We start from the raw sequence: 25,068 nt of genomic DNA on the forward strand, positions 1-25,068 counted from the left end.
TATTTATCTCCTAAAACTGACATTTATGACAACCCTTTTCTAGGAATAAATTTGTTTTTATCAACTTTATTTGGATTGTCCTTAACAAAATCAGCAATGTCTTCACAAGAAAAATCAAAATTACTAAAATTTTTACATACATTTTCTATAACACACCAATCTTCCATTGTATCTAAAAGTAATAAATGCTCTGAAGACATCAAGTCTTCACGAACTTTTTTTATATAAGTATTGTATTTTCCGCTTGTATATAAATATGGCGTAACATGCTCCATATCTTGATACTCAAGTTCTCTATCTTTTGATATACTTTCCAAAGTTTTAAGCGAATACACTTGAACACTCATGCCAAATGGATCGGCAAGTGAAACATAATCATATTTATTATCTAAATATGTTTTTACTGCATCATCAACTAAAGTATCATCTAATAATATACAATCCCCAGTAAGTTCTACAACTATATTTGTATTATATTGTTGGTGAGTTTTAAGCACTCTATCATACACATTATTTTCACTGCCTCTGAAGTAGTTAATGTTATTTTCTCTACACCAACTAACTATTTCATCATCTTCTTTATTCGTAGTAGTTGCTACAATTATACTATCTACTAACTTTGTTTTTTTTATCCTATTAACCATTATCTCTAATGAAGGCTTTCCATTAATTAATTTTAATGTCTTTCCAGGTAATCTTGAAGATGTCATCCTTGCTTCAATTGATATATTTATATTCAATATATTCTCTTTTTCAAGCATTAATGTATCTTCAAGTTTTCCTTCAAGGGAAACTTTTTTTCTTGAATTATCTATTTCCTTAAAACCATTATTTATAAATGCTTTATAAGACCCATAGTTTATCTTAAACATGCCAGCCCATAATCTAGACAATTTTAGTACATTAAAAGCATAGTCAACTACACAGTTAATCGCCTCACTTGCATACCCTTTTCCCCATTCAGATTTATTTCCTATCATCAGTCCTATATCTGCACTTTTTTTTACAGTATCTACATCTCCGATTTTAATATTACCAATGTATTTATCATTGTCTTTTAAATAAATGCCAAATAAATAACTACTATGGCTCTCCTTCATTTTTTTCACATACATAACTAGGTCATTTTGTGAAAAAATCTTATCTCTAGAAACCATAAACTTTGTCACTTCTTTATCATTCATCCAATTTACATAAGAATCCTCTATAAAGTCACTTGACAAACTCTTTATGTATATATTTTTATCTTTTATTATCAATGTATATCCTTGAATTTCAAAGCTTGTCCAAACTCTAAATCATCATTAGCAACTTTGCCCAAAACGGAATTAAGGTACTTTGGATGTATGCCATGCCCAGGTCTGACACTTCTTATGTTTTCATCAGTAAAAAGTTCACCTTTTTTAATATCCTTCGATATATATAAACTTCTTGAAAATCTTCTGGATTGTTTTTTACTTTCTGTCATACTATAGTCGACTTTTCCAAGTAGTTTTTCTGCATTTCTTATATCATTTATCATTCTTGCAAAATCATTTTTATCCATTGAAAATTTTGCATCGGCACCACCAATCTCTTTATCTAATATAAAATGTTTTTCAATAACTTTAGCACCCAATGCAACTGCTACTATTGGCGCGATACTGCCCAAAGTATGATCAGAAAACCCAGAAATCACATCAAAAGTTTCAGCCAAGTTTGGAATAGTTTTTAAATTTGCATCTTCTAGTGGAGCTGGATATGAACTCGTACATTTTAATAAAATAATATCATTATTTCCTGCATCTCTACAAATATCAACAGCATCTTTAATTTCATCAATTGTTGCAATCCCTGTTGATATAAGTATTGGTTTTCCTTTACTTGCTGTGTATCTAACTAATTCATGGTCAGTTATTTCCAAAGAAGCTATTTTATATGCTGAAGGATTAAATTCCTCTAAAAAATCAACAGCTGTTTTGTCAAAAGGAGATGAAAATATATCTATACCTAAACTTCTAGCATAATTAAATAACTCTTTATGCCACTCCCAAGGTGTATATGCTTTATTATATAGTTCATAAAGTGTTTCACCATCCCAAAGTGTGCCACCATCTATCATAAAATCATCTTTTCTACAATCAAGTGTTAATGTATCCGGAGTATATGTTTGAAGCTTAATAGCATTTGCCCCTATCTCCTTCGCAGCTTTTATAGAATTCAATGCATTTTCCAAACTTCCATTATGATTGGCGCTTAATTCAGCTATAATAAAAGTACCGTCTTTTTCTAGGTCAAAACTTCCTATTTTCATTGTATATTTCCTACATTATTATTTTATAAAAGATCTTCCAGATTTAATAATTTTAATACTATTATCAAATCCTTCATTATAAAGTAAATCAAATATACCTATATATGGTATAAATGAATCACCAAGTTGTGTATAACTTGGATGGTTATAATTTTGATACTGAATTATAATTTTCTGGCTTTTAAAGTCATCTGAAACATTATCTAAATATGCCTTTGAACCAATTGGTGATATATATTCATATATTTTATAATATTGACAAATATCTAAAACTTGTTCACCTTTTTTTACATTACTAACATACTCAGTTTCAGATAATACATCTATTTCTGTGTTAATTTTCAACTTTTTACAAATCTTTTTAATTATATTTGTATTATAACAACTTAAATAGTTAGTATCGTATAATATTAGTTCTTTTATAAAGCTATGTACCTCATTGTAGTATTTACTTTTTGTATAATTTTGTTCTATCGTTTTTAATAACTTTTTTCTAAAATCATATTTTCTAAAATCAATAAGTGCATCTTTAATTAATAGTTCATTTTTACTTTTACTTTTAATAATTGGTATAGAAATTAACGACTCTTTGTTTTGAGCTTTGATTTTATTTCTTGTTTGCCAACTTTGTTGATTAAGTTGCACTGTATCAAAAAGAATAAACTTGTCAACATAATCAATTAAATCAAAATAGCCAATCCATGGATTAAATGTTGGTTGCATAATTGCACAATTCATTTTTGTAGCTCCATATAAATCATATTTTCATTATTTATCCATTCAATACTTTTTTTCTCTTTTATTTCCATAAAATTCAATGATTTATATAAAGCTATAGCCTTTTTATTCATTTCCTTTACATGTAAATATAAAACTCCATTGGGGAATTCAAATAAAAACTTATTAATAAGTAGTATCAAAGATGATTTTGCAAACCCTCTAGATCTACATTCTTTTTCACCAATATAAATCCATATCTCTCCTGCTCTTTCTTTTTTAGAAAAGTTTTTAATACCGCAATTACCTATATGTTTATTTTTATAATATATTGCCTGCACAATTTGACTAGAGTCTTTAAGTATTTTTCGCCAGTATTTAAAGTGATGATTACGAACCGGCCTAGTTTTCATCATAAAATCATTCAATAAATCAATATCATGTAGCCAATAAAATGTTCTACGGACATCTAAGCACTTTAATATTTTTATATTAATTCCATCTGTTCTCATAATTGTATATATTTTATTAACACCTGCTTCTACAGGTGTATCTATGGGTATTGTGCCTTTTTTTAGTATTTGAACTAAACTATCATATAATTCTTCTTCATTTGAAAAAGGTTCTATCCATTTTTTATCTACTAAAGCTTTTAATGCTTCTTCTTGATTATCTGCCAATGTAATCACCAAGGAAGGAAGTTTTAAATATATACGCTCATATGTAGAGATCCCACCTGAACCTATAGCAATGTCAGCCTGTGCCATCAATTCAGCAATTTTATTTGTTTGAACATAAAGTTTCATATTTGCAGATGATTCACAAATTTTAGATATATTTTTTCGATATGGATTTTGACTACCTATAGCTACATTAACAGTTATATCACTTCTATTAAGTCTTTTTATGCAATCTAAAGCTTTTTGCGTATAATTTTTCATATCAGACCCACCAAAAAAAACAAAAATATTCTGAATATGCCTTGCTCTAGTACCAATATTTTTACGAGCATTTATAAATTCTTCTCTTAGTAGAAGATACTGTGGTCCTAGTAAAAGAGTTGTACAAGGAGATACATATTTTATATACCTTTCCTCCATATTATGATAATAGTTCTGATCTAATAAAATATTACAATCATGCTCCCGGTTAGCCAAATCATCTATAACCATTATCTTGTTAGTATATTCTCGCAATACTTTTTCCCACTTATAATCCAATTCATAGTGGTCCACAATAATCCATTCTATAAATTTCTTATATATACTTCTAATAAGACATATTGTTTCATCGGCATCTTTTTGCCAATTATTAGTTTCAGATATAACGGAAACATAAAATCCATTTGACCTTATATATTCAATCATATTTGCTTCTCGTGATTGACAAATAAATGCCACATCGTAATCATTGTTTCTTAGTTTACTTGCAAAAACCAGACAACGCATTACATGTCCACTTCCTACAATATTAGAAGCATCTACACGGAATAGTATTGTTTTTTTTTCATCTAACACAATTATAACTTCTTTACTATAGGAGCGTCATATTTTAATGATTTTTCTAAACCTTCATTTCTGACAATTTTAGAATTTAACTCAAAGATATTTACATTACTATCTAAATATCTTTTTATATTTTTTATATTTAAATCAATATTATTTAAATTCAAGCTTTCAATTATATTTTTAACAACTATAAAATCCGCTGGTTCATCTACGGTTATTCTGTATTTTGCGTCATCTGTATCATTCTCTAAAAAACACATATTGAACTGCTCTTTATTATTGTAAAAATATTGTGTAACATGTTCTCTTTCAGATTTTAAATTTGCGCTAGCATACGCTTCTTCTAAAAGTTTAACAGAAAACACTTCAGTATCTAATCCTTCTGCAAACCTTTGAGTTAATGCCGAATAATCAGCTTTATTTTGTATATAAAACTCAATAAGAGAATCAATAATTCTAGGTTCAATTAAAGGACAATCTCCGGTTATCCTAACTATGTCAGTAATATCTTTATTATTTTCTGTAGAACTATAAGTAGTATAATATCTAGATAAAACATCATCAGAACTGCCTCTATACACTTCATATCCTAGAACCTTAATATAATTAGTCAATATATCATCTTCACTATTAGTTGTTGTAGCTACAATAATCTTATCTATACGTTTAGATTTTGATACTCTTTCTAATAAATAAGAAATAATAGGCTTACCTAAAATCATTTTCATTACTTTTTTAGGTAATCTCGTAGACCCCATTCTAGCCTGTATTATTGCAATAATCATAATATATTACTCTCTTTAGCTTATATTAGTTTAATCTTTGAAATCCAGAGTGACTAACCTCATCATCTAATAAATCTTTTAAATTATTCCTATTATTAGATATATATTTAAATACCTCTTTAGCATCATTTAAATATTTATCAACAACCTTTTTTTTGTGAGCATATGATACATAAATAGTTGTTGAAGCCAAATAACCACGTTTCAACATCTCCTGTATAAACACAGTTTTTAGTATCGCAGAATCTTTTTCTTTAATAAGCATTGAGATTGCAGAAGGCATTCCCATAAGCATCTCAATATCTAAATCATACTTTTTAAAAATTTCATTTAATTCTTTACCAATATAATTTCCCATTTTCATTGTATATTCAGCTACATTGTTTTTTTCAAAAAACTTTATAGTTTCAACTGCTGCAACATATCCACTTCTTTCTGTCCAATAACTACTACTTATAAAAGTTTCTTGTGCTGCCTGCATTATCTCTTTTTTACCGATTACAGCTCCTATTGGAAATCCATTTCCAAGAGCTTTTCCAAAGACTGCTATATCAGGAACAATATCATAAAGTAAATGCTGTCCACCAGTATTAAATCTAAAAGCTGAAGATATCTCATCAAAAATCAATACAGCACCTATTTTTGAAGTTATTTTTCTAATTTCTCTTAAAAAGTCAAGATCAGCAGGTTTATATCTTTGAACTTCCATAATTACAATTCCTAGCTCATCTTTTGTATTTTCAACTATTTTTTTAAATTGTTCTATATTACCATATTCAAATGGTAGTGAAGTATTTTTTAAGTTTTTAGCAACACCTTTGGTACTAAGTCCTGGCAATAATTGATTATCTAAATTTGATGCATCATTAAGATTAGATGATAAATACCAATCATGCCATCCATGATAACCACAAAAAGCTATTTTATCTTTACCACTAAATGCTCTAGCTATTCTGATAGCAATAGTATTAGACTCACCACCACTTTTGGCGAATCTTGCCATACCTGCCCAAGGATGTATTTCAATAAGTTTTTCAGCAAGCTCTACTTCTTCAGGAGCATTTAATGTACACATATTTCCGTTATCTATACCTTTTTTTACAGCTTTATTAATAGTCGGGTTTGCATAACCAAGCACTGATGTCCCTATTCCCATAATACCCATATCATAATAATGATTTCCATCTAAATCCCAGACTTCACAACCTTTTGCTTTAGAGTAATATGATGGCCATAAACCTGGTAAAAACATTTCTGGTCTCTTTGATAATAATTGAGTACCGCCTGGAATAATTTTTTTAGCTTTTTCATATAATTTTTGTGATTTTCCCATCACTTTGTCCTTTTTACCATTTTGTTGGATTGTAGATGCGTTCATCTAAATCTTTAAAAGTATCACTAATTTCTTTAATAACTTCACAATTGATATCTTTCAAATTATTATAAATATTTAAATTTTCTTTAGCCTGAGCTAATGTTTCACAACCAAATAGGATAGAAGCGTCTTTTGCAACAGAATTAACAAAACTTAAACACAACTCATTTTTACTTATTTGTAATCTTATAGAAAATTCTTCTACCATTTTTACATACTCTTTTGCAAAACTGAGTTTTTCTGGGATATCTTCTGTATTCATTAACAATAAACCTTGTAAATAAATGCTTCTTATAAAAATAAATTTATTTTTATTTTTGGCTTTATCAAACCACTTGTTTTTCAATGCTCTTTGATCAAATAAATTAAAAGGTATTTGAATTATATCGATATCTTCATTATACAAAGCTAGCTCAAACTCTTTATTCGAATAGATAGATACTCCAAAATATTTTATAATATTTTTTTGTTTTAGTATTCTCACTTTATTTGAAAATGATTTATCCCATTTATCCATCAGATTGCTATTATGCATCAATAAAGCAAATAGACAATCCACGTGCAATCTAGTAGATGAGCCTTTAATTGACTCAATTAAATCATGTTCCTTTAATTCTAGAACCTTTGAATCTATTTTTGAGACAACAGATATCCTTGGCTCTACTATTGTCTTAAAATAATTACCAAGCACCTCTTCACTATCACCATAACCTTGTGCCGTGTCAAAAGAATTTATGCCCATAGAGGACACATAGTTAAGTATATCATTAACTGTATCTTGATTTGGCTGTCCATTTTGATTTGCTATACCATAGTTTAAACCAAACTGAACAGTTCCTAATGATAGTTTTGATATATCATAATCGTTATATTTTACATATTTCACTTTAATATCTCAAATAAAGATTTAATAACATAATCTTGCTCCGCATCTGATAGTGAATAATACATTGGCAAAGAAATAGTTTCTTCATAATATTTGTTCATATTAGGAGTGTCTTCATCTCCATATCCTAGTTCTCTGTAATATGGTTGCTTATTGATTGGTATATAATGTACCATAACGCCGAAATTATATTCTTTTAATTTATTAAAGAGTCCTATTTTAGATACTTTTAGTTTATTAAAGTCAATTTTAACTACATAGAGATGATATGATGAGTTCCCATCATACGTGTAAAGAGGCTTAATAAATTCATGTCTTTTAAACACATTATCATATCTTTGTGCGAGTATTCTTCGTCTCACTATATTTTCATTAAGTTTATCTAATTGACTGATTCCTAAAGCACACTGGATATCTGTTATGCGATAATTAAAACCTAATACGGTCATCTCATAATACCACGGTGCAATATCATGTTTACGTTCCATTCCATGATTACGCAATAACATAATTTTCTCATATATATCTTTATTATTAGTCGTAATAGCGCCGCCTTCACCTGTAGTCATATGTTTTACTGGATGAAAAGAAAATATTGTGCAATCACTATTTACACAACTACCAGCTTTAATCCCATCATATTCTGAGCCAATTGCATGAGCACAATCCTCTAATATTTTCACGTTATATGTATCACGAATATGCTTAAGTTTTTTTTGATCAACCGGATTTCCAGAAAAAGCAACAGCATAGATAGCTTTAATTGTTGGATCTTTTTTTATAGCTTCCTCACATAAATCTAAATTTATATTTCCATTTTCTTCAATATCTACAAATATTGGTTTTGCATTTGCATATAATATAGCATTTGAAGTTGCCAGAAAGGAATTTGGCGTAGTTAAAACTTTATCATCAGCACTTAAAAGAGCTATAGATGCTAAATGTAAAGCTGCCGTTCCGTTTGAAACTACAATCGAATACTTTGCCCCTGTATACTCACACAGTCTTTTTTCAAACTCTTTTGCTATCGGACCAGTAGTAATAAGCGGTGAAGCAAGTGCTTCTGCAACTGCTTTAAAGTCAGCTTCATCAATAAACTGCTTTCCATAAGGAATAAAATCCAAAACTTATCCTTTTTTAATCATCTCTAATAATTCATTATTTGAGATCCATTCTGTATTATTTCCAGAATTATACTCAAAACCTTCTTCTACTTTAACACCTTTTTCACCAAGTTTATTAGTAGAAAAATCTGCTATATGTGCAAACTGAATTGTTGGTTTTATAACAAAATGATCATCAAACTCAAGTGTTAAATGACTATCATCTGAAGGGCACATTATTTCATGTAGTTTTTCTCCAGGTCTTATCCCAATAATTTTATGAGGAAGATTTGGTGCAATAGCAGATGCCAAATCAATTATTTTCATAGATGGTATTTTCGGTATAAATATTTCACCACCATACATTCTTTCAAAATTTTTCAGTACAAAATTCACACCATCTTCAAGTGTAATTAAAAATCTTGTCATTCTTATATCTGTAATTGGTAATTCTTTAGCACCTTCACTTATTAACTTATTAAAAAATGGAATAACAGAACCCCTGCTACCAGTTACATTCCCATATCTTACAACAGAAAATCTAGTATCTTTACTACCTACCATGTTATTTGCCGCAACAAAAAGTTTATCAGATGCTAATTTTGTTGCACCATATAAATTGATTGGATTTGCAGCCTTATCTGTTGAAAGTGCAATTACTTTAGATACATTGTTTTTAATTGCTGCCTGTATTACATTCTCAGCACCATTAATATTTGTTTTTATACATTCCATTGGGTTATATTCAGCAATTGGTACATGTTTTAATGCTGCTGCATGAATTACATAATCTACTCCATTCATAGCGTCTTGAAGTCTTTGAGAGTCTCTAACATCACCTATAAAGTATCTCATGCATTTATCACTAAATACTTGTGCCATCTCATATTGTTTTAATTCATCTCTACTGAAAATAATTATTTTATTTGGTTTAAATTTTGATAAAATAACTTCTGTATATTTCTTACCAAAGCTTCCAGTTCCACCAGTAATCAATATATTTTTATTATCAAACATTTTCAATTTCTCCATCTCTTATTTTATAAATTTTTTCACACCGTTCAATTGTACTTAATCTATGTGCTATTATAATCAGTGTTTTATCCTCACTGATATTATATATTTCATCCATAATCTTTGACTCAGTTTCACTATCCAGTGCTGATGTAGCTTCATCTAATACTAAAATTTCTGGGTTGTCATACAATGCTCTAGCTATTGCTATTCTTTGCTTTTGCCCACCACTTAACATCACACCGCCTTCACCAACCAATGTATCTAAACCATCATAACTTAAGATATACTCATAAATATTTGCCTGTTTTAAAACCTCTAAAATTCTTTTTTCCTTATACTCTCTTCCAAAGACAATATTTTCTGCTACTGTGCCATCAAACAAGTAAACATTTTGTGGAATATAACCTATTTTAGATCTCCAATCCTTAATATTATCGTCACTTAATACTACATCATCAATAAGTATATTACCTTGAACAGGCTTATGTAATCCCATTATAATATCCACTAATGTAGATTTACCGCTACCACTTTCTCCAATAAAGGCTATCTTGTCATTTTTTATAATATTTATATTTATGTTTTTAAGAATAGGTTTTTTTATATTATATTCAAATTTTATATTTTCCAATTTTATATTATAATTTAAGTCTATCTTTTTATTGCCAAGTAATTCACTGTCATATACCAAATCATTATGAATTATATCAAGTGATTTATGATGAAACAAAATTTGATTATAACTGGTCATTATTCTATTTACAGATGGCATTAATCTATATAATGCTAAAACAAACATAGAAATCACCGGTAATATTGATTTAATGTCTGTTTGATTTTCCCAAATAAAAAATGTTATAATTGAGACAATTATTCCAAAGCCAATTGCTTCTAAAAACAATCTAGGAAAGTGTCCTAGTGTAGCATATATGATATTTGCGTTAGCAAATTCTGAACTAGCACTTGAAAACTCATTGATTATTTTTTCATCATTATTTTGTAACTTAATTAATTTAAAGTTTCCAAATGTTTTATTGATAATCTCATAAAACTTCTTCTGTATACTTGCTCTTAATTTACCAGTTTGTTTAATCTTTTTTGAAATAGTCTTTATTAAAAGAATAGCATTTAATAACAACAGTATTGTAAGAACCAATGTAATCTTGTAACTTACATATAACATCATCGAATATATCAATAGCATAACAAAAATTTCACCAAAGATTATTAGAAAAGCATTAATAAGTGCGGTTAAGCCTGAAGCTTCATTTACAATAGATTTAGTTAATGTACTGGAATTTTTTGTAACAAAATTTTTATAGCTCATGCCCATATAGTTTTCAAATAACCTATAAACTATTAAATAATATCTACCATGCGTAAATCTAGCTTGCATGTAACCATAAAATAAATTTATTGCACTTCTTAGAAAATAAAAAAAGACTAAAGCCACACCAAAAGAAACTACAAAGTTTATTTCATTATTAAATTGAAAAAAATCATACACAACTTTGTAATATATGTTTGAAGTTATCAAACTAAAATCACTTGACACCGCAATAAAAGGCATAATTGCAGATATACCAATCATCTCAATAATAGATACAAATATAGATAAAGCTATTAGCAACTTAATAAACTTTTTATCCTGTTTTGTTAATATATTATTTAATTTTTTTAAAATATCAATCATTGATTTTTGTACCAATTATATACTTTTTTTATACCACTTTCAAGATTAACTTTATGCTTCCAACCAAGATCATTTAACTTTTCAGGATTAGTTAGTTTCATCATAGTTCCATCAGGTTTATCTGTATTAAAATAAAGCTCTCCTTTATAGCCTACAATATCTTTTACAGTTATGGCTAACTCTTCTATAGATACATCTACCCCTGTTCCAATATTAATATGTGTATTTCTTATCTCTTTTTCATCTTTTAAAAAAGTGTCTTTAAAATCACGATTTTCTAGTAAGAATACACATGCATCAGCCATATCTTCGGAGTATAGAAATTCTCTTCTTGGTTTGCCACTTCCCCATATTTCAACTTTTGGTTCATTATTTAGTTTTGCTTCATGCATTTTTCTCAAAAGAGCTGGGAGAACATGTGAAGTTTCTAAATCGAAATTATCATTTGGTCCATAAAGATTTGTTGGCATTACAGATATAAAATTTGTGCCATACTGTAGATTATATGATTCACACATTTTTATACCTGCTATTTTTGCAATAGCATATGGCTCGTTTGTATATTCTAATGGTGATGTCAGTAAGCTATCTTCAGTCATTGGTTGTGGTGCATTTTTTGGATAAATACAAGTACTACCTAAAAAAAGCAACTTAGTTACTTTATGTTTATAACTTTGATGGATTACATTGTTTTGAATTTGTAGATTTTCATATATAAAATCTGCTCTATAAGTATTATTGGCAACTATTCCACCAACTTTTGCAGCAGCAAGTATTACATACTCTGGTTTTTCATTTTCAAAAAAAGCTGCTACTTCCTGTTGATTTATAAGATCTAGCTCTTTATGAGTTTTGTAAATTAGGTTGGTGTAACCTTTTTTTTGTAGATTTTCAACTATTGCAGAACCTACAAGCCCTTTATGTCCAGCTATATATATTTTACTTTTTTTATTCATTATTCAAAATAACTCATGGTTTTATATCCACCATCTTTTAGGTAAACATCTTTTGTCATTAGTTTAAGATCAGATTTCATCATATCATTTACTAATTCTTCTAGTTTATACTCTCTTGTCCATCCAAGTTTTTTTTCTGCTTTTGTAGGGTCTCCAAGAAGAAGGTCAACTTCTGTTGGTCTAAAATATTTAGGATCAACAGAAACAACTTCAGAACCTATGTCTAATTGATAGTCTGAATTTGAGCAAGATTTAACATAAGCTTTTTCATCAACTCCATTCCCTTTAAATTCTAATTCTATTCCAGCATAAGCAAACGACATTTTTACAAAGTCTCTTACAGTTGTTGTAATACCTGTTGCTATTACCCAGTCTTCCGGCTCATTAGCTTGAAGAATCATCCACATCATTCTTACATAATCTTTTGCATGTCCCCAATCTCTTTTAGCATCAAGGTTACCTAGATAAAGTTTATCTTGCAGGCCTAAAGCTATTTTTGAAGCGGCTCTTGTTATTTTTCTAGTTACAAAGGTTTCACCTCGTACTGGTGATTCATGATTAAAAAGTATCCCATTACAAGCAAACATTCCGTAAGCTTCTCTATAGTTAACAGTTATCCAGTATGCGTACATTTTAGCAACAGCATATGGACTTCTTGGATAAAAAGGGGTAGTTTCACTTTGAGGAGTTTCTTGTACTTTTCCATATAGCTCAGATGTAGATGCTTGATATATTTTTGTTTTTTTAGTTAATCCTAAAAGTTTCACAGCTTCTAATATTCTAAGTGTTCCTGTGCCGTCTGCATTTGCTACATATTCAGGAGTTTCAAAAGAGACTGCAACATGACTCATCGCAGCAAGATTATAAATCTCATCAGGCTGTACTTCTTGAATAATTTTAGTTAAATTCATAGAATCTGTCATATCCCCATGATGCAATATTAAATTTCTGTTTTCAACATGTGGGTCTTGATATAAATGGTCTATTCGATCAGTGTTAAAGAGTGAGCTTCTTCTTTTAATACCATGAACTATATAATCTTTTTTAAGTAAAAATTCTGCTAAATAGCTTCCGTCTTGCCCTGTTATTCCTGTTATTAGTGCTACTTTTTTACTACTCATTTAATCCCTTTTATAATCATCTTCAATTCTCTCAATATCATCTTCACCAGTATAACTGCCCACTTGTGCTTCTATTATAACTAATGGTTCATTTGTATCATTTAAAAGCCTATGTATATCGCCGGCTTTTATATATGTTGACTCGTTTTGGTTTACAAGAAATGTATCTTCATTTACCGTAACCGTTGCTACTCCACTAACTACTATCCAATGTTCATTTCTGTATTTGTGGCTCTGTAAAGATAATCTTTTTTTAGGTTTCACTTCAATACGTTTTATTTTGTATCCATGGCTGTCTTCTAACACTGTGTATGTTCCCCATGGTCTATGACCGATTAAATGTATATTGTGCAGTTGCGTGGTTTTTTTTATCTCCTTAACTACTTCTTTAACTTTTTGAGAGGAGCCTTTTTTAGATATAAGCAATGCATCTCCAGTATCTACAACTATCATATCTTCTATATCTATAGTTGCTATATATTTATCTTTTCCATAGATTAAATTATTTTTAGAATCTATTGATATATGTTTTTCATTTAATGTATTGTTATTTTCATCTTTAGGTAATTCTTCAAACAAACTATCAAAACTGCCTACATCTGACCAATCAATATCTGATGGCAAAACTTTCACTTTATCAGATTTTTCCATGACTGCATAATCTATACTATCTTCAGGAATAGCCAACATATCTTCATGTTGAATTCTGATTATATTTTTTTTATTGGAATTATTAAATGCTGCCAATGAATATTCATAAACATTTGGAGAATATTTTTTAAGCTCATCTAAAAATATTCCTGCCTTAAAACAAAACATACCACTGTTCCAATAATAATTACCTGCTTCAAAATACAAAGTAGCTGTTTCAAAATCTGGCTTTTCATGAAAAGCTTTAACATCAATTCCATCTGCTTCTATATAGCCAAATCCTGTTTCAGCAAATGTTGGAGTAATCCCAAAAGTAACAAGATTATTTTCATGAGCCAGTTTTTTTGCTTGACTTAAAACTATTTCATATTCTAGTTCATTTTTTATAAGATGGTCAGATGGTGTCACTAACACTATCTCATCTTTTTCTAAAGCCATACAAGCCAAAGCAATTGCAGGTGCTGTATTTCTTCCAATTGCTTCTAATAAATATTTACTATTAGACTTATTTAACTCATCAAGTTGGTCAAGTGCTAAAAAATACTGCTCTATATTTGAAACAATAAATTGACTATCACATACTTTAGAATTTCTCTCAACCGTCAGTTGAAACAACGATTTATCATCAAATAGTTTAACAAACTGTTTTGGCATAAGAGTACGACTTATTGGCCATAACCTAGTACCACTTCCCCCACATAAAATTATGTTTGTCATATACTATAATCTTCCATCAGCTGCATCAACAATAGATTTAATATCATATATAATAGTATTATCTAAATTTGAAAAATCTAATGTCTTAAACTCTTCATGAGCAACTGCCAAAACAATTGCATCATACTTTAAAGTTTTTATATTCTCTTGTAATTCAAGATTATATTCTCGAACAACTTCTTCCTTATCTGCCCAAGGGTCATATACATCAATATTGCATCCAAACTCTTGAAGTTCTTCAATAACATCTATCACCCTAGAATTCCTAATATCTGGGCAATTTTCTTTAAAAGTAATGCCTAGCACTAAAACATTTGAATCTTCAATCCTATGACCTTTTTTAATCATAAGTTTTATAACTTGATTAGCTACATAGACTCCCATATTATCATTTAATCTTCTACCTGCAAGTATTATTTCAGGGTTATATCCTACACTTTGTGCTTTGTGTGTTAAATAATATGGATCAACACCTATACAATGACCACCGACTAGACCAGGTTTAAATGGTAAAAAATTCCACTTAGTTCCAGCAGCCTCTAGCACATCATTTGTATTTATGCCAAGTTTATTAAAGATAATTGCAAGTTCATTAACAAATGCTATATTTATATCTCTTTGAGAATTTTCTATTACTTTTGCAGCTTCTGCTACTTTAATTGTAGGAGCCATATGTGTACCAGCAGTAATAATACTTGCATACAAATCATCTACTTTTCTACCTATTTCAGGTGTACTACCTGCTGTAACTTTTAATATTTTTGTTACGGTATGTTCTTTATCTCCAGGGTTTATTCTCTCAGGAGAGTATCCACAATAGAAATCTTTGTTAAACACAAGAGATGAAAACTTTTCAAGCACAGGAACACATTCTTCTTCCGTTGCTCCAGGGTATACTGTTGATTCATAAATGACAATATCATCTTTTTTAAGGACCTTACCTACTGTTTCGCTAGCTTTTATAAGTGGTGTCAAATCAGGTCGTTTATTTTTGTCTATTGGAGTTGGTACGGTAACTATGTAAATATTACAATCTTTAATATCTTCTATGTCACAAGTGAATTTTATATTATTTTGTAGTGCTTCTTGTAATTGTTCTTCATTTAATTCTAATGTTTTATCATAAGCACGATTAAGTTCATCTATTCTAGTTTTATAAATATCTAAACCAATTACTTGATATTTACTACTAAAAGCGTGAGCCAATGGAAGACCCACATACCCCAAACCTATCACACATATCTTATAGTTTTTCATTGTATTATTCCGAAACCTGTTTTAAATTTTCTATATACCACTTAATTGATTCATGAAGACCCATATCAATATCATGTGTTGGTTCATACTGTGTTGCTTTTTTTAATTTATCTATATTAGCATTGGAATGTCTGATATCTCCAGCTCTAAATTCTCTGTAAACAGGCTCTTTAGTCACAAAATTTTCTAAATTTTCTTTAAGTTCTCTACTGATAGAACTGTAAAGTTTATTGAGTGTTAATCGTCCACCAATTCCACCGTTAAAAACTTCTCCATATGCTTCTTTTGTTGTAGTTGTACCACAAAGTATATTTGATTGTATGACATTTTCAATATATGTAAAGTCTCTGCTAGTCTCTCCATCGCCATTAATAAAAACATCTTCATTATTAATAAGAGAACTTAGCCATTTTGGTATTACAGCCGCATATGCACCATTTGGGTTTTGTCTTTTTCCAAAAACATTAAAATATCTTATTCCTATAGTTTCTAAACCATATGTTTTGTAAAAAACTCCACCATATAGTTCATTTGTCATCTTAGTTACAGCATAAGGGGAGAGTAAATTCCCTGTTCTTTCTTCAACTTTTGGAAGCTCCATGGAATCACCATAAACTGAGCTAGAAGATGCATATACAAATCTTTTTACTCCATTATTTTTAGCAGCTGTTAACATATTTAAAAAACCGGTAACATTTGAAAGATTTGATGTTATTGGATCATTAATTGATCTAGGTACCGATCCTAATGCAGCTTGGTGTAAGATAATATCTACACCTTTTGTTATTTCATAACAAGTTTCATAATCTTTAATATCACCCTCTGTAAATGAAAAACTTCTCCACTGCTGAGATGTTACATTATTTTTTATATCTTCAATATTATGCTGATAGCCTGTAGAAAAATTATCCAGACCAATAACTTTTTGGTTTAATTTTAAAAGGGCTTCTGCTAAATTGGAACCTATAAATCCGGCAACACCAGTTACAAGCCACGTCTTTTTATTTCTTAACAATTCTTCTTTAACTTCATCAAACTTCATAATTATTTATTCAACTTTTCTTTTAAAATAATCTTTCCGGCTTCAACGCCAGGTTGATCATAAGCATTAATATACATAAACTTAGCACAGATAGATGTTAGCAGTTCATATTCATACATCAAACTAGCAATACTTCTTTCACTAACACCATCTATTGTAATAACATCACACGGAATATCATTTAAGTTATTTATAGATTCAATTGTAGCATCTGCTTGCTGATTTATAAGTGAAGAAAACTTAATATTATCGAGATAATCTAATTCTTCAAGTCCATGAAGCTTAATATCTGGAATTTTCAAGTTACTGTCAAAATCATCAACTTTTATAACAGTAACAGTTTTATCTCTTTTTCCTTCTACAATCAGTTGTAAGAAAGAGTGCTGATCTATTGGTCCAATAATCCCTATTGGTGTCAAACCTTGTCTTGTAGAATTTATATCTATCTTACCTAAGCTTTCACCCCAAAGCTGAATATACCACTTGTTAAAGCCTTCAAGTCTTGAAGAGTAAGAAAAGACCACATTTATATTAAAATTATTTTTGTATTCTACGAAAAATCTTGCTTTTTTTAGAAGCCTATTATAAACATCTCTATTGCTATCAATACCAAAGAAAGAATCATGTATCTTTCTTGTACCTTTTAAGAGTTCATCAATATCTATACCCACAATTGCCAAAGGAAGTAAACCAACCGCACTAAAGACAGAAAACCTGCCACCAACATCTTTTGGAATCTCAAAAGTTTTTATATTATTAGTTTTTGCATAAGAGTTTAACTTAGAGTCATTTTCTGTTATGACTAATGTATTAGTTTGATTACACTTAACCAGAGAATTAATATATTTAAATATTGATACTGTTTCAATAGTTGTACCTGACTTTGAAATCACTATAAATAGTGTGTCCTTTAAATCAATTGCTTCTACTTTTGATTTAATATCTATTGGGTCTGTTGTTTCTAAAAAGTAAAGTTGTTTACTTAGCGTTTTAGAATGTTTTAAAAACTTATATATTGCGTATGTTCCAAGTGTACTTCCGCCTATACCTATGACGACAATATTTTTTTGTTTAACACTTTTTGCATATTCTTTAAAATCACTAGTATCTTGATAAACAAGGTTGTAATAGCCTATATTTTCTTTTTCTTTGACTATTTCATTAAAGACATCCATATCTGATATACTTGGATTAAAGTTGTGCTGGTAATTCATATCTCTTCTTTTTAATATCTTTCATGTAAAAACACAGGAAACCTAGGTTTGCCTTTAGATGTTAAACCATAATATTTAAATGTAATTATAGCACCTATTTTTGGTGGACGTGTTCTTTGTTCATCATTTAAACCACTTCCTATGTTAATAATTTGTTCATTATCCATTTTACAAACTATTGAGCCAACTAATCCTTTATACTTACCTTTACCTTTGTTATAACCGACAACTTGACATTCTTCGTCACTGTAGCTCTTTACTTTTAATGAGTTATTATCTCGTCCAATATAATATTTTAAACTTGCATCTCGGACAACTAGACCTTCTCCGCCCTTATTCTCAACGCTTTTTAAAAATTCATCCAAATGTTTTTTATCTTTAACTTTTATCTGCTTTATTACTTTTATGTATTTACTAGTCTTAACATTTTCCAGTCTCTCTAAAAGATTTCCTTTTGCATTAGGAACTTCAAAAATATTATAAGTTAAATCCCTCCAGCCATTATGAGCTTTTTTCTGATTTACAATTGAAGATGTGTTTGAGAAATCACCACGTTTACTCCATAGCTCCCCATCTAATTCATGTTTAGGAAAATCTTTTGTAAAAAAAGTAGGAGATGCAAAAACTTTTCCTGAGCGTGAGATTAGTTTTTCACCATCCCAATAAGCTCTCACCCCATCAAGTTTTTCACTCATGTACCAAGATGTTACATTTATGTTTTCATTATATTTATTGAGAAGTACCAACTCTGGCTTATGTGCAGAAAGCGATGAAAACAGTAAAATTACTAAAAGATATTTCATTTATTTTTATATCTTTAATTTATAGACTTTAGCATGTGGATTCGTTATGACTTTTTCAAAAAGATTTTTATCATAATCTTCTAAAACCATAAGTTGAATATAAAGTGAATTATAAGTTTTCTCATCCACAACTAAAAAAGTCTTATAATCAGCCATAAAGATCAGATTAAGTGACGCCGTAAAATCTGATAATTTAATATTTTTTTGAAGTTTCATATTCTTATCATAAAAAGTCTGTATTACCCTTCTCAAAGCTACTGTTTGATTGTTAAGTGACAAACTATTATCTAGCTTATTAAATAAAATACCATTTCCTAATTCTATAGTTTCTTTTGTCTCTTTAAAATTTCTACTTATAAAGAAAAATGGATCTTTGCCTTTTTCACCATTCATAAGATTTATATTAGAGAAAACATTAACTGTAGGAAAAATATTTAACATTCTATATGGAAGATAAAAGTAAATATCTCTTGTTTTATTTGGTAGTTTTATATCAGTTTCTAAAGATAGTAAAAAATCATTTGTATCTTTAAATCCATAATCTTTTGTCATCTGCTCTATATTTGAAGATACTTTTACTTTTTTAGATTCTGTATATTCTACATCAAGTCTTGCCATTTTAGAAGATATATTTTCTGAATTATTCAACATATAACTTACTAAAAAATTCACATCTCCATTGTGCTTAGCGCCATCAGTAAGTGTTTTTACATCTGAATAATAGCGTATTGGGTACCCATAATCCCACCATGACACCACATAATCTTCTCTATCTGCAATATCTTTTAAGGTGTTTAAAACTTTTACTTCATCTGCATTAAAAACGGTTGGCACTCTATATGAGTTAATATGTTGATAGTTTGGATATAAAATAGCCATAGTAAAAGCTACTATACTTAAATATTTTAATCTTTTTGTAGGCATCATAAGTGAGACTTGAGTAATTAAAAAAGCTATTCCAAATGCTAATACTGGAACAGCATATACAGTAAATCTAAGTCCGCCTACAAGAGCTAAAAAGCCCAGTCCTATCATAGGAAGTCCTAAAAGCATAATTCTATGCTTATAAGTTAAATATATGTATCCAACTACTGATAAAACTAGCGTAATCGTATGTCCACTTATACGATTTGCAAATGTTTCAAATGTAATTTGCCCGGCCTCTCTTACAGTCTGCATGACACTGTAAAAGTGAAGATTTAATCCATCATTTAATGAGCTAATAGTATCCTCATATACATATCCCTTAAATTTAGCCAAAATTGTGTCAAATCCACCACTAAATAAAAGAAAAAATGCTGAAAGCACAAAAATATAATATATATATTTTTGTGCTTTATCTTGTTTAAAAATAATAAAAGATATCACACCAAAAATAACTTTTATATATACAGCTACTGGTAATATAGCAAATACAATCATACTTAAAAGTTTAAAATTATATAGTTTTCTTCTATCCCAGACTAAAGTATAAAACATTACTAAACAAAAAAATGCAAATTCTAAAGAATAACTTGCAGGATACCACCAAGTATATAATAAAATAATAGATGGTGCAATCAGTAAATACTTCTCTTCATTTGTTTTAACACCTAAAATAATAGACCAAAGTAAGAACATAGGCAGTACAATGTTTAACATGTCCGTATCATAATATCCTATCATGGTTCTGTTATAGTAGCTCCAAGCAATAGACGCCAATAAAGCTGCAATAAGACCAAGTTCTAAATTTTTTATACTTTTGGCAATAAGAATTATTGGAACAACAATAAGTGAACCAAAAATAGCTGGCATATAGAAGATTATTGTTTCAAATGAAAACGGTAAAATTGAAGCAAAAAATGCGGTTAACTGTGAAGCTGGAGTAAGTATTGGTGAGAGATCATTCTCTTGAGACACACCACTTAAAATATCTCTAGCACCTTCCGCCCAGTAGTAACCATCATTAGTATTTATCATAAACTGCCCGTTAAACATAAATTGCTCAACTCCACTAAACTGATAAACCCAAATCATTCTCATTGCTACTGAAAAAGCAAATGCAATCAGTATATAAGCTATTGTAATTTTTGTCTCTGATGATATATTATTCAATTCTCTAATTCCTCTATCTTTTTTTCATAATTATAAATATCTTGCATTTTATCATGTTTTTGAGCACCTTTTAGGAGTAAGCTGTATTTTTCAATCAACATGCTTTTTATTAACTCTTCTTTAGACTCTGATATCTCTAAAAGTTTTTCCAAAGCCTTAACTCTAAACCTATCCATACCCCAAAATTTCATACTTAGCTGATCTTCATCTCCACCATACTTCGTAATTAGTTTTTTATCAATAAGTCCTATCTCATTTTCAATTGCCACTCGAAGCCAAAGATCATAATCTTCACAAACTTCTAAGCTCTCATCAAACAAGCCTACAGTACTAAGTAAGTCTTTATGAATTAATGTAGCTGATGGGGCTATGATGCAGTGAGATAAACACTTTTTAAAAATTTCTCCGCCAAATTTACGATACTTTTTAGGAAGCTTTACTTCTTTTGAATTACGAATCCACTTCTCATCTGTATAACTTATCTGTAGTTTTGGCTTTTCTAAATGTAGTTTTAAATGTTCTTGAAGCTTATCCGGATGCCACTCATCATCTGAGTCTAAAAATGCTATCCATTCAAAGTTCGATTTTTCAATTCCTAAATTTCTTGCACTAGAAACCCCTGAGTTTTCTTGATAATAATACTTTACATCTGGAAAAAGTTTTAATATTTGTGAAGTCTTATCAGTTGAGCCATCATCTATGATGATAACTTCTTTTGGTTTGTGAGTTTGAGCATGTACAGATGCAAGTGCACGTTGAAGAACGTTATATCGGTTATAAGTTGGGATTACAACCGATATGTCCATCTGCTACCACTCTTTTATTTCGTTATATACGCTATCTCTCTCGACCGGAGTAAAACCGCTGTTTTTAATCAGTGCTACAAAATCCTCAAGATTTACGCCGTTTGCACTCTTAGCTCCAGCTGCCGAGTTTATAGACTCTTTTTCTATAGTTCCATCTAAATCATTTGCTCCAAACTCTTGGGCAACAAGAGCTAAGCTTACAGTAGAAGTAACCCAGTAAGCTTTTATGTTTGGAACATTATCTAAAACGATTCGACTGATTGCCATAGTCTTTAAAATCTCATTTGCAGTCATAAACTCTGTAACTTTTAGGTAGTTATTTTCAGTCTGATAGACAAGAGGAATAAAAGCATTAAAGCCTTTAGTCTTATCTTGAAGATCACGGATTCTCATCATATGATCTATTCTATGCTCTCTTTTTTCAACATGTCCAAAAAGCATAGTAACGTTTGACATTTTTCCACGTTCATGCCATTTTCTATGGATTTCAAGCCATTGATCAGAGGTCACTTTACCCTTACAGATATAGTCCCTAACTTTTTCATCAAAAATCTCAGCACCACCGCCTGGCATTGAATCAACACCATTAAGAACCATCAAATCAAGTATCTCATCATATGTTTTGTTATACTCTCTAGCTAAAAAATCAACCTCAGCAGCAGTAAGAGCTTTTACATGCATATGAGGGTAAGCATCTTTTATCTTTTTAAATATCTCCAAGTACCATTCAAGTCCAGTATCAGGATTATGAGCTGACACGATATGAACTTCTTTTGCACCGCGAGATTCAACATCTTTTACAATATTCATAATCTCATCATGAGTCATAGTATACTCATTTGGATTTTTTCTATTTGCAGAGTATGCACAAAATTTACATATATCCGCACATTTATTTGTAGGATTTATATGGCGATTTATATTGAAATATGTCTTATTTCCATGAAGTGCTTTTCTTTTAGCATCTGCTAATTCACCCAACTCAAAAAAGTCCATATCGTAAAGGCTAAGAGCTTCATCAAAGTCGATTCTCTCGCCAGCTAAAATTTTATCTCTCAATGTCATCTATATTATCCTATCACTTCCGCCGTCAATAGCCACTTGTGAACCTGTAGTTTTAGCAAATGGTTTTCCTGCCATTGCACAAACTAACTCAGCTACATTCTCTGACTTTATCTCAGTTTTAAGTACGTTATTTGTTTTATATTCTTCTACACTCATACCGTAAGCTTTTGCACGATTTGCCAGTACTTCATCTGTCCAAATTGCCGTATCAAACACAGCATGAGGGTGCAGAGTATTTACTCTCACTCCAAATTCACCAAGTTCAAGCGCTGCGATGCGAGCAAGCTGAGTCTGCCCTGCTTTTGCTACAGAGTAAGCTGCCGCACCTTTTCCCGGAGCTGGGAAGTTCTTAGATGCTACCATTACAATTGAAGCATCAATTCCAAGTTTTAAGAACGGTGCTGTCTCTTTTATAAGTTTTTGATGAGAAGTAAGATTTATACTAATACTCTTATTCCAATTCTCATCACTAAGTGAGTCAAGGTTTTCACTAGGAGTAAAGATGCCAGCATTTGATACTACTATGTCAATACCGCCAAAGTTTTTAACTGCAATTTCAACAGCTTTTTTGATATCACTGCTTGAAGTCAAATCACATTTAACACCAATAGCATCTGCTTTGTTAAATATACTCTCTACTTCAGGGTTGATATCAAGAACAACTACGACAGCTCCTCTAGAGCGAAGCATCTGAGCAATTGATTTACCAATTCCACTCGCCCCTCCTGTAACTAGTGCAACTTTACCGCTAAATTCTGGCTCAGAACCGCCCTTTTTAAGTTTTGCCTGTTCAAGACTCCAATACTCAACTTCAAATATATTTGCAGCACCAAGTGCTTTATATCCGCCAAGTTTTTCAGCCTTTAAAATCGCTTCAAAAGTATGATCATTTATATCTTTTATAATATTGGCTTCTTTAGCATTTTTACCAAAAGATAAAGTTCCGTTGTTTTTTAAAATAGCAAAGTTTGGTGCAGGGTTTAGAAGAGTCTCGTCAGTTTTATTATATTCAAAATACTGAGTGTACTCTTTTACATAAGATGCTAAATCAGCTTTAAAATCTTCACCGATGATTGCAGGTACTCTTTTTGTTCTAATTACATGGTCTGGAGTCAGAGGACCTTGTGTCGCAATTTTTTCAATATTTTGTTTTGAAAAGTTTATAGCTTCATTTGAGTCATTGAGTATTGAGATTGTCGCACAACCTTTTAGCTCTGACATCTTACGTCTTATTTTTGCTAACTCTAAAAGTTCTATAGTCGTACTATCTTCAACTACTTCCAAGTTAGCACCCTTAGATGCTAGGTACTGCTCAGCTTTATCTACTAACTCTATAGTCTTCTCATAAGATTTTTTAGCGTCATCGTTGAAAGTAAAGAGACCATGATTCATAAGAACCATTCCCTCTAACTCATCCCAGTTTACATCTCTAGTCATATCGTAGATCAGTTTTGCAAGAACAAAGCCTGGCATAATGTAAGGAATAATCAGAACTTTATCACCGTAAAGCTCTTTTATTTTGTCTTCGCCACCTTCTGTATTTGTAATAGTCACAACTGCATCTGTATGAGTATGATCTACAAATTTATAAGGAATAACTGCATGTAAAATAGCTTCAACAGATGGGTTTGGAGCAGATGGATTTGTCATAGCAAGTCTTTGATACTTAACCATATCAGTATCATTAAGTTCTTTTAACTCTGCCATCTTAAGCAGCATTTCCATCTTAACAGGAGCAAAACCTTCAGCTTCGATAGTCGCTAAATCCCAACCACTACCCTTTACATAAAGAATATCTTCTGTCTCACCAAAAAGATTTGTAGCAGTTGATTTTACAGATGTATTTCCGCCACCATGCAGAACCAAAGAGCTGTCTCTTCCTAATAGTCTTGATGTATAAACTCTTAAATCTAAATCTGTTTTAAACTCGTTTGCTTCTTTGTCATTCCATAAACTTTTCATATA

Annotated in this window: 21 protein-coding genes; all 21 read right to left on the reverse strand. The window is 30.1% G+C overall.

The genetic code is table 11. The features are described from left to right. Positions 1-23: 23 nt before the first annotated feature. The 21 genes from SMGD1_RS02540 to SMGD1_RS02640 are packed head-to-tail and all read right to left on the reverse strand — an operon-like array spanning position 24 to position 25,065. Entirely contained in the window at positions 24-1,259 is a 1,236-nt protein-coding gene (locus SMGD1_RS02540) for a GNAT family N-acetyltransferase (RefSeq protein WP_008338078.1), read from the reverse strand. After that, positions 1,256-2,293: a pseudaminic acid synthase gene (pseI, locus tag SMGD1_RS02545; RefSeq protein ID WP_008337911.1), complete on the reverse strand. Its 1,038-nt coding sequence runs from the start codon at positions 2,291-2,293 to the stop codon at positions 1,256-1,258. The genes SMGD1_RS02540 and pseI overlap by 4 nt, the downstream gene beginning before the upstream one ends. A gap of 18 nt (positions 2,294-2,311) precedes the next feature. Then, the gene (locus tag SMGD1_RS02550; RefSeq protein WP_008338104.1) at positions 2,312-3,031 is read right to left on the reverse strand and encodes a WbqC family protein; all 720 of its coding nucleotides are present in this window, start codon (positions 3,029-3,031) and stop codon (positions 2,312-2,314) included. Next, complete coding sequence (pseG, locus tag SMGD1_RS02555; protein ID WP_008340545.1) at positions 3,028-4,527, reverse strand: UDP-2,4-diacetamido-2,4,6-trideoxy-beta-L-altropyranose hydrolase; 1,500 nt, start codon at positions 4,525-4,527, stop codon at positions 3,028-3,030. Before pseG ends, SMGD1_RS02550 begins: the two co-directional genes overlap by 4 nt. A gap of 2 nt (positions 4,528-4,529) precedes the next feature. Then, positions 4,530-5,303, reverse strand: coding sequence for a cytidylyltransferase domain-containing protein (locus SMGD1_RS02560; RefSeq protein WP_008337916.1), 774 nt, complete (start codon positions 5,301-5,303; stop codon positions 4,530-4,532). 25 nt (positions 5,304-5,328) lie between these two features. Then, entirely contained in the window at positions 5,329-6,681 is a 1,353-nt protein-coding gene (locus SMGD1_RS02565) for an aminotransferase class III-fold pyridoxal phosphate-dependent enzyme (RefSeq protein WP_241761430.1), read from the reverse strand. Next, the gene (locus SMGD1_RS02570; RefSeq protein ID WP_008337990.1) at positions 6,650-7,564 is read right to left on the reverse strand and encodes an aldo/keto reductase; all 915 of its coding nucleotides are present in this window, start codon (positions 7,562-7,564) and stop codon (positions 6,650-6,652) included. Before SMGD1_RS02570 ends, SMGD1_RS02565 begins: the two co-directional genes overlap by 32 nt. Next, positions 7,561-8,688 (reverse strand): UDP-4-amino-4,6-dideoxy-N-acetyl-beta-L-altrosamine transaminase, encoded by a 1,128-nt coding sequence (gene pseC, locus SMGD1_RS02575; protein ID WP_008337932.1) that lies wholly within the window; start codon positions 8,686-8,688, stop codon positions 7,561-7,563. Before pseC ends, SMGD1_RS02570 begins: the two co-directional genes overlap by 4 nt. A 3-nt stretch (positions 8,689-8,691) precedes the next feature. After that, positions 8,692-9,684 carry a UDP-N-acetylglucosamine 4,6-dehydratase (inverting) gene (gene pseB, locus SMGD1_RS02580; RefSeq protein ID WP_008337936.1) on the reverse strand — a complete coding sequence of 331 codons (993 nt, stop codon included), beginning with the start codon at positions 9,682-9,684 and terminating at the stop codon, positions 8,692-8,694. After that, a complete protein-coding gene (locus tag SMGD1_RS02585) occupies positions 9,677-11,377 on the reverse strand; it encodes an ABC transporter ATP-binding protein/permease (RefSeq protein ID WP_008340548.1) in 1,701 nt (566 codons plus the stop codon). Before SMGD1_RS02585 ends, pseB begins: the two co-directional genes overlap by 8 nt. After that, entirely contained in the window at positions 11,374-12,333 is a 960-nt protein-coding gene (locus SMGD1_RS02590; RefSeq protein ID WP_008337731.1) for a GDP-L-fucose synthase family protein, read from the reverse strand. Before SMGD1_RS02590 ends, SMGD1_RS02585 begins: the two co-directional genes overlap by 4 nt. Beyond that, positions 12,333-13,454 carry a GDP-mannose 4,6-dehydratase gene (gene gmd, locus SMGD1_RS02595; protein ID WP_008340550.1) on the reverse strand — a complete coding sequence of 374 codons (1,122 nt, stop codon included), beginning with the start codon at positions 13,452-13,454 and terminating at the stop codon, positions 12,333-12,335. The genes SMGD1_RS02590 and gmd overlap by 1 nt, the downstream gene beginning before the upstream one ends. Continuing rightward, complete coding sequence (locus SMGD1_RS02600; protein WP_008340552.1) at positions 13,455-14,822, reverse strand: mannose-1-phosphate guanylyltransferase/mannose-6-phosphate isomerase; 1,368 nt, start codon at positions 14,820-14,822, stop codon at positions 13,455-13,457. It lies immediately after the preceding gene. A 3-nt stretch (positions 14,823-14,825) separates the two neighbouring features. Beyond that, positions 14,826-16,079 (reverse strand): Vi polysaccharide biosynthesis UDP-N-acetylglucosamine C-6 dehydrogenase TviB, encoded by a 1,254-nt coding sequence (tviB, locus tag SMGD1_RS02605; RefSeq protein ID WP_050752159.1) that lies wholly within the window; start codon positions 16,077-16,079, stop codon positions 14,826-14,828. 4 nt (positions 16,080-16,083) lie between these two features. Then, on the reverse strand, positions 16,084-17,121 hold the full coding sequence (locus SMGD1_RS02610; RefSeq protein ID WP_008338019.1) for an SDR family oxidoreductase: 1,038 nt from the start codon (positions 17,119-17,121) through the stop codon (positions 16,084-16,086). A gap of 2 nt (positions 17,122-17,123) precedes the next feature. Continuing rightward, positions 17,124-18,335, reverse strand: a complete 1,212-nt coding sequence (locus SMGD1_RS02615) for a glucose-6-phosphate isomerase (RefSeq protein ID WP_008337723.1) — start codon at positions 18,333-18,335, stop codon at positions 17,124-17,126. Between the two features lie 11 nt (positions 18,336-18,346). Then, positions 18,347-19,138, reverse strand: a complete 792-nt coding sequence (locus SMGD1_RS02620) for a DNA ligase (protein ID WP_008337840.1) — start codon at positions 19,136-19,138, stop codon at positions 18,347-18,349. 6 nt (positions 19,139-19,144) lie between these two features. Beyond that, the gene (locus SMGD1_RS02625; protein ID WP_008338007.1) at positions 19,145-21,232 is read right to left on the reverse strand and encodes an STT3 domain-containing protein; all 2,088 of its coding nucleotides are present in this window, start codon (positions 21,230-21,232) and stop codon (positions 19,145-19,147) included. Beyond that, the gene (locus SMGD1_RS02630) at positions 21,229-22,038 is read right to left on the reverse strand and encodes a glycosyltransferase family 2 protein (RefSeq protein ID WP_008337748.1); all 810 of its coding nucleotides are present in this window, start codon (positions 22,036-22,038) and stop codon (positions 21,229-21,231) included. Before SMGD1_RS02630 ends, SMGD1_RS02625 begins: the two co-directional genes overlap by 4 nt. A gap of 3 nt (positions 22,039-22,041) precedes the next feature. Further along, entirely contained in the window at positions 22,042-23,103 is a 1,062-nt protein-coding gene (mqnE, locus tag SMGD1_RS02635) for an aminofutalosine synthase MqnE (RefSeq protein ID WP_008340555.1), read from the reverse strand. Further along, the gene (locus SMGD1_RS02640) at positions 23,104-25,065 is read right to left on the reverse strand and encodes a bifunctional aldolase/short-chain dehydrogenase (RefSeq protein WP_008338106.1); all 1,962 of its coding nucleotides are present in this window, start codon (positions 25,063-25,065) and stop codon (positions 23,104-23,106) included. Positions 25,066-25,068: the final 3 nt, after the last annotated feature.

The sequence above is a fragment of the Sulfurimonas gotlandica GD1 genome, assembly GCF_000242915.1.
Taxonomy (GTDB): domain Bacteria; phylum Campylobacterota; class Campylobacteria; order Campylobacterales; family Sulfurimonadaceae; genus Sulfurimonas; species Sulfurimonas gotlandica.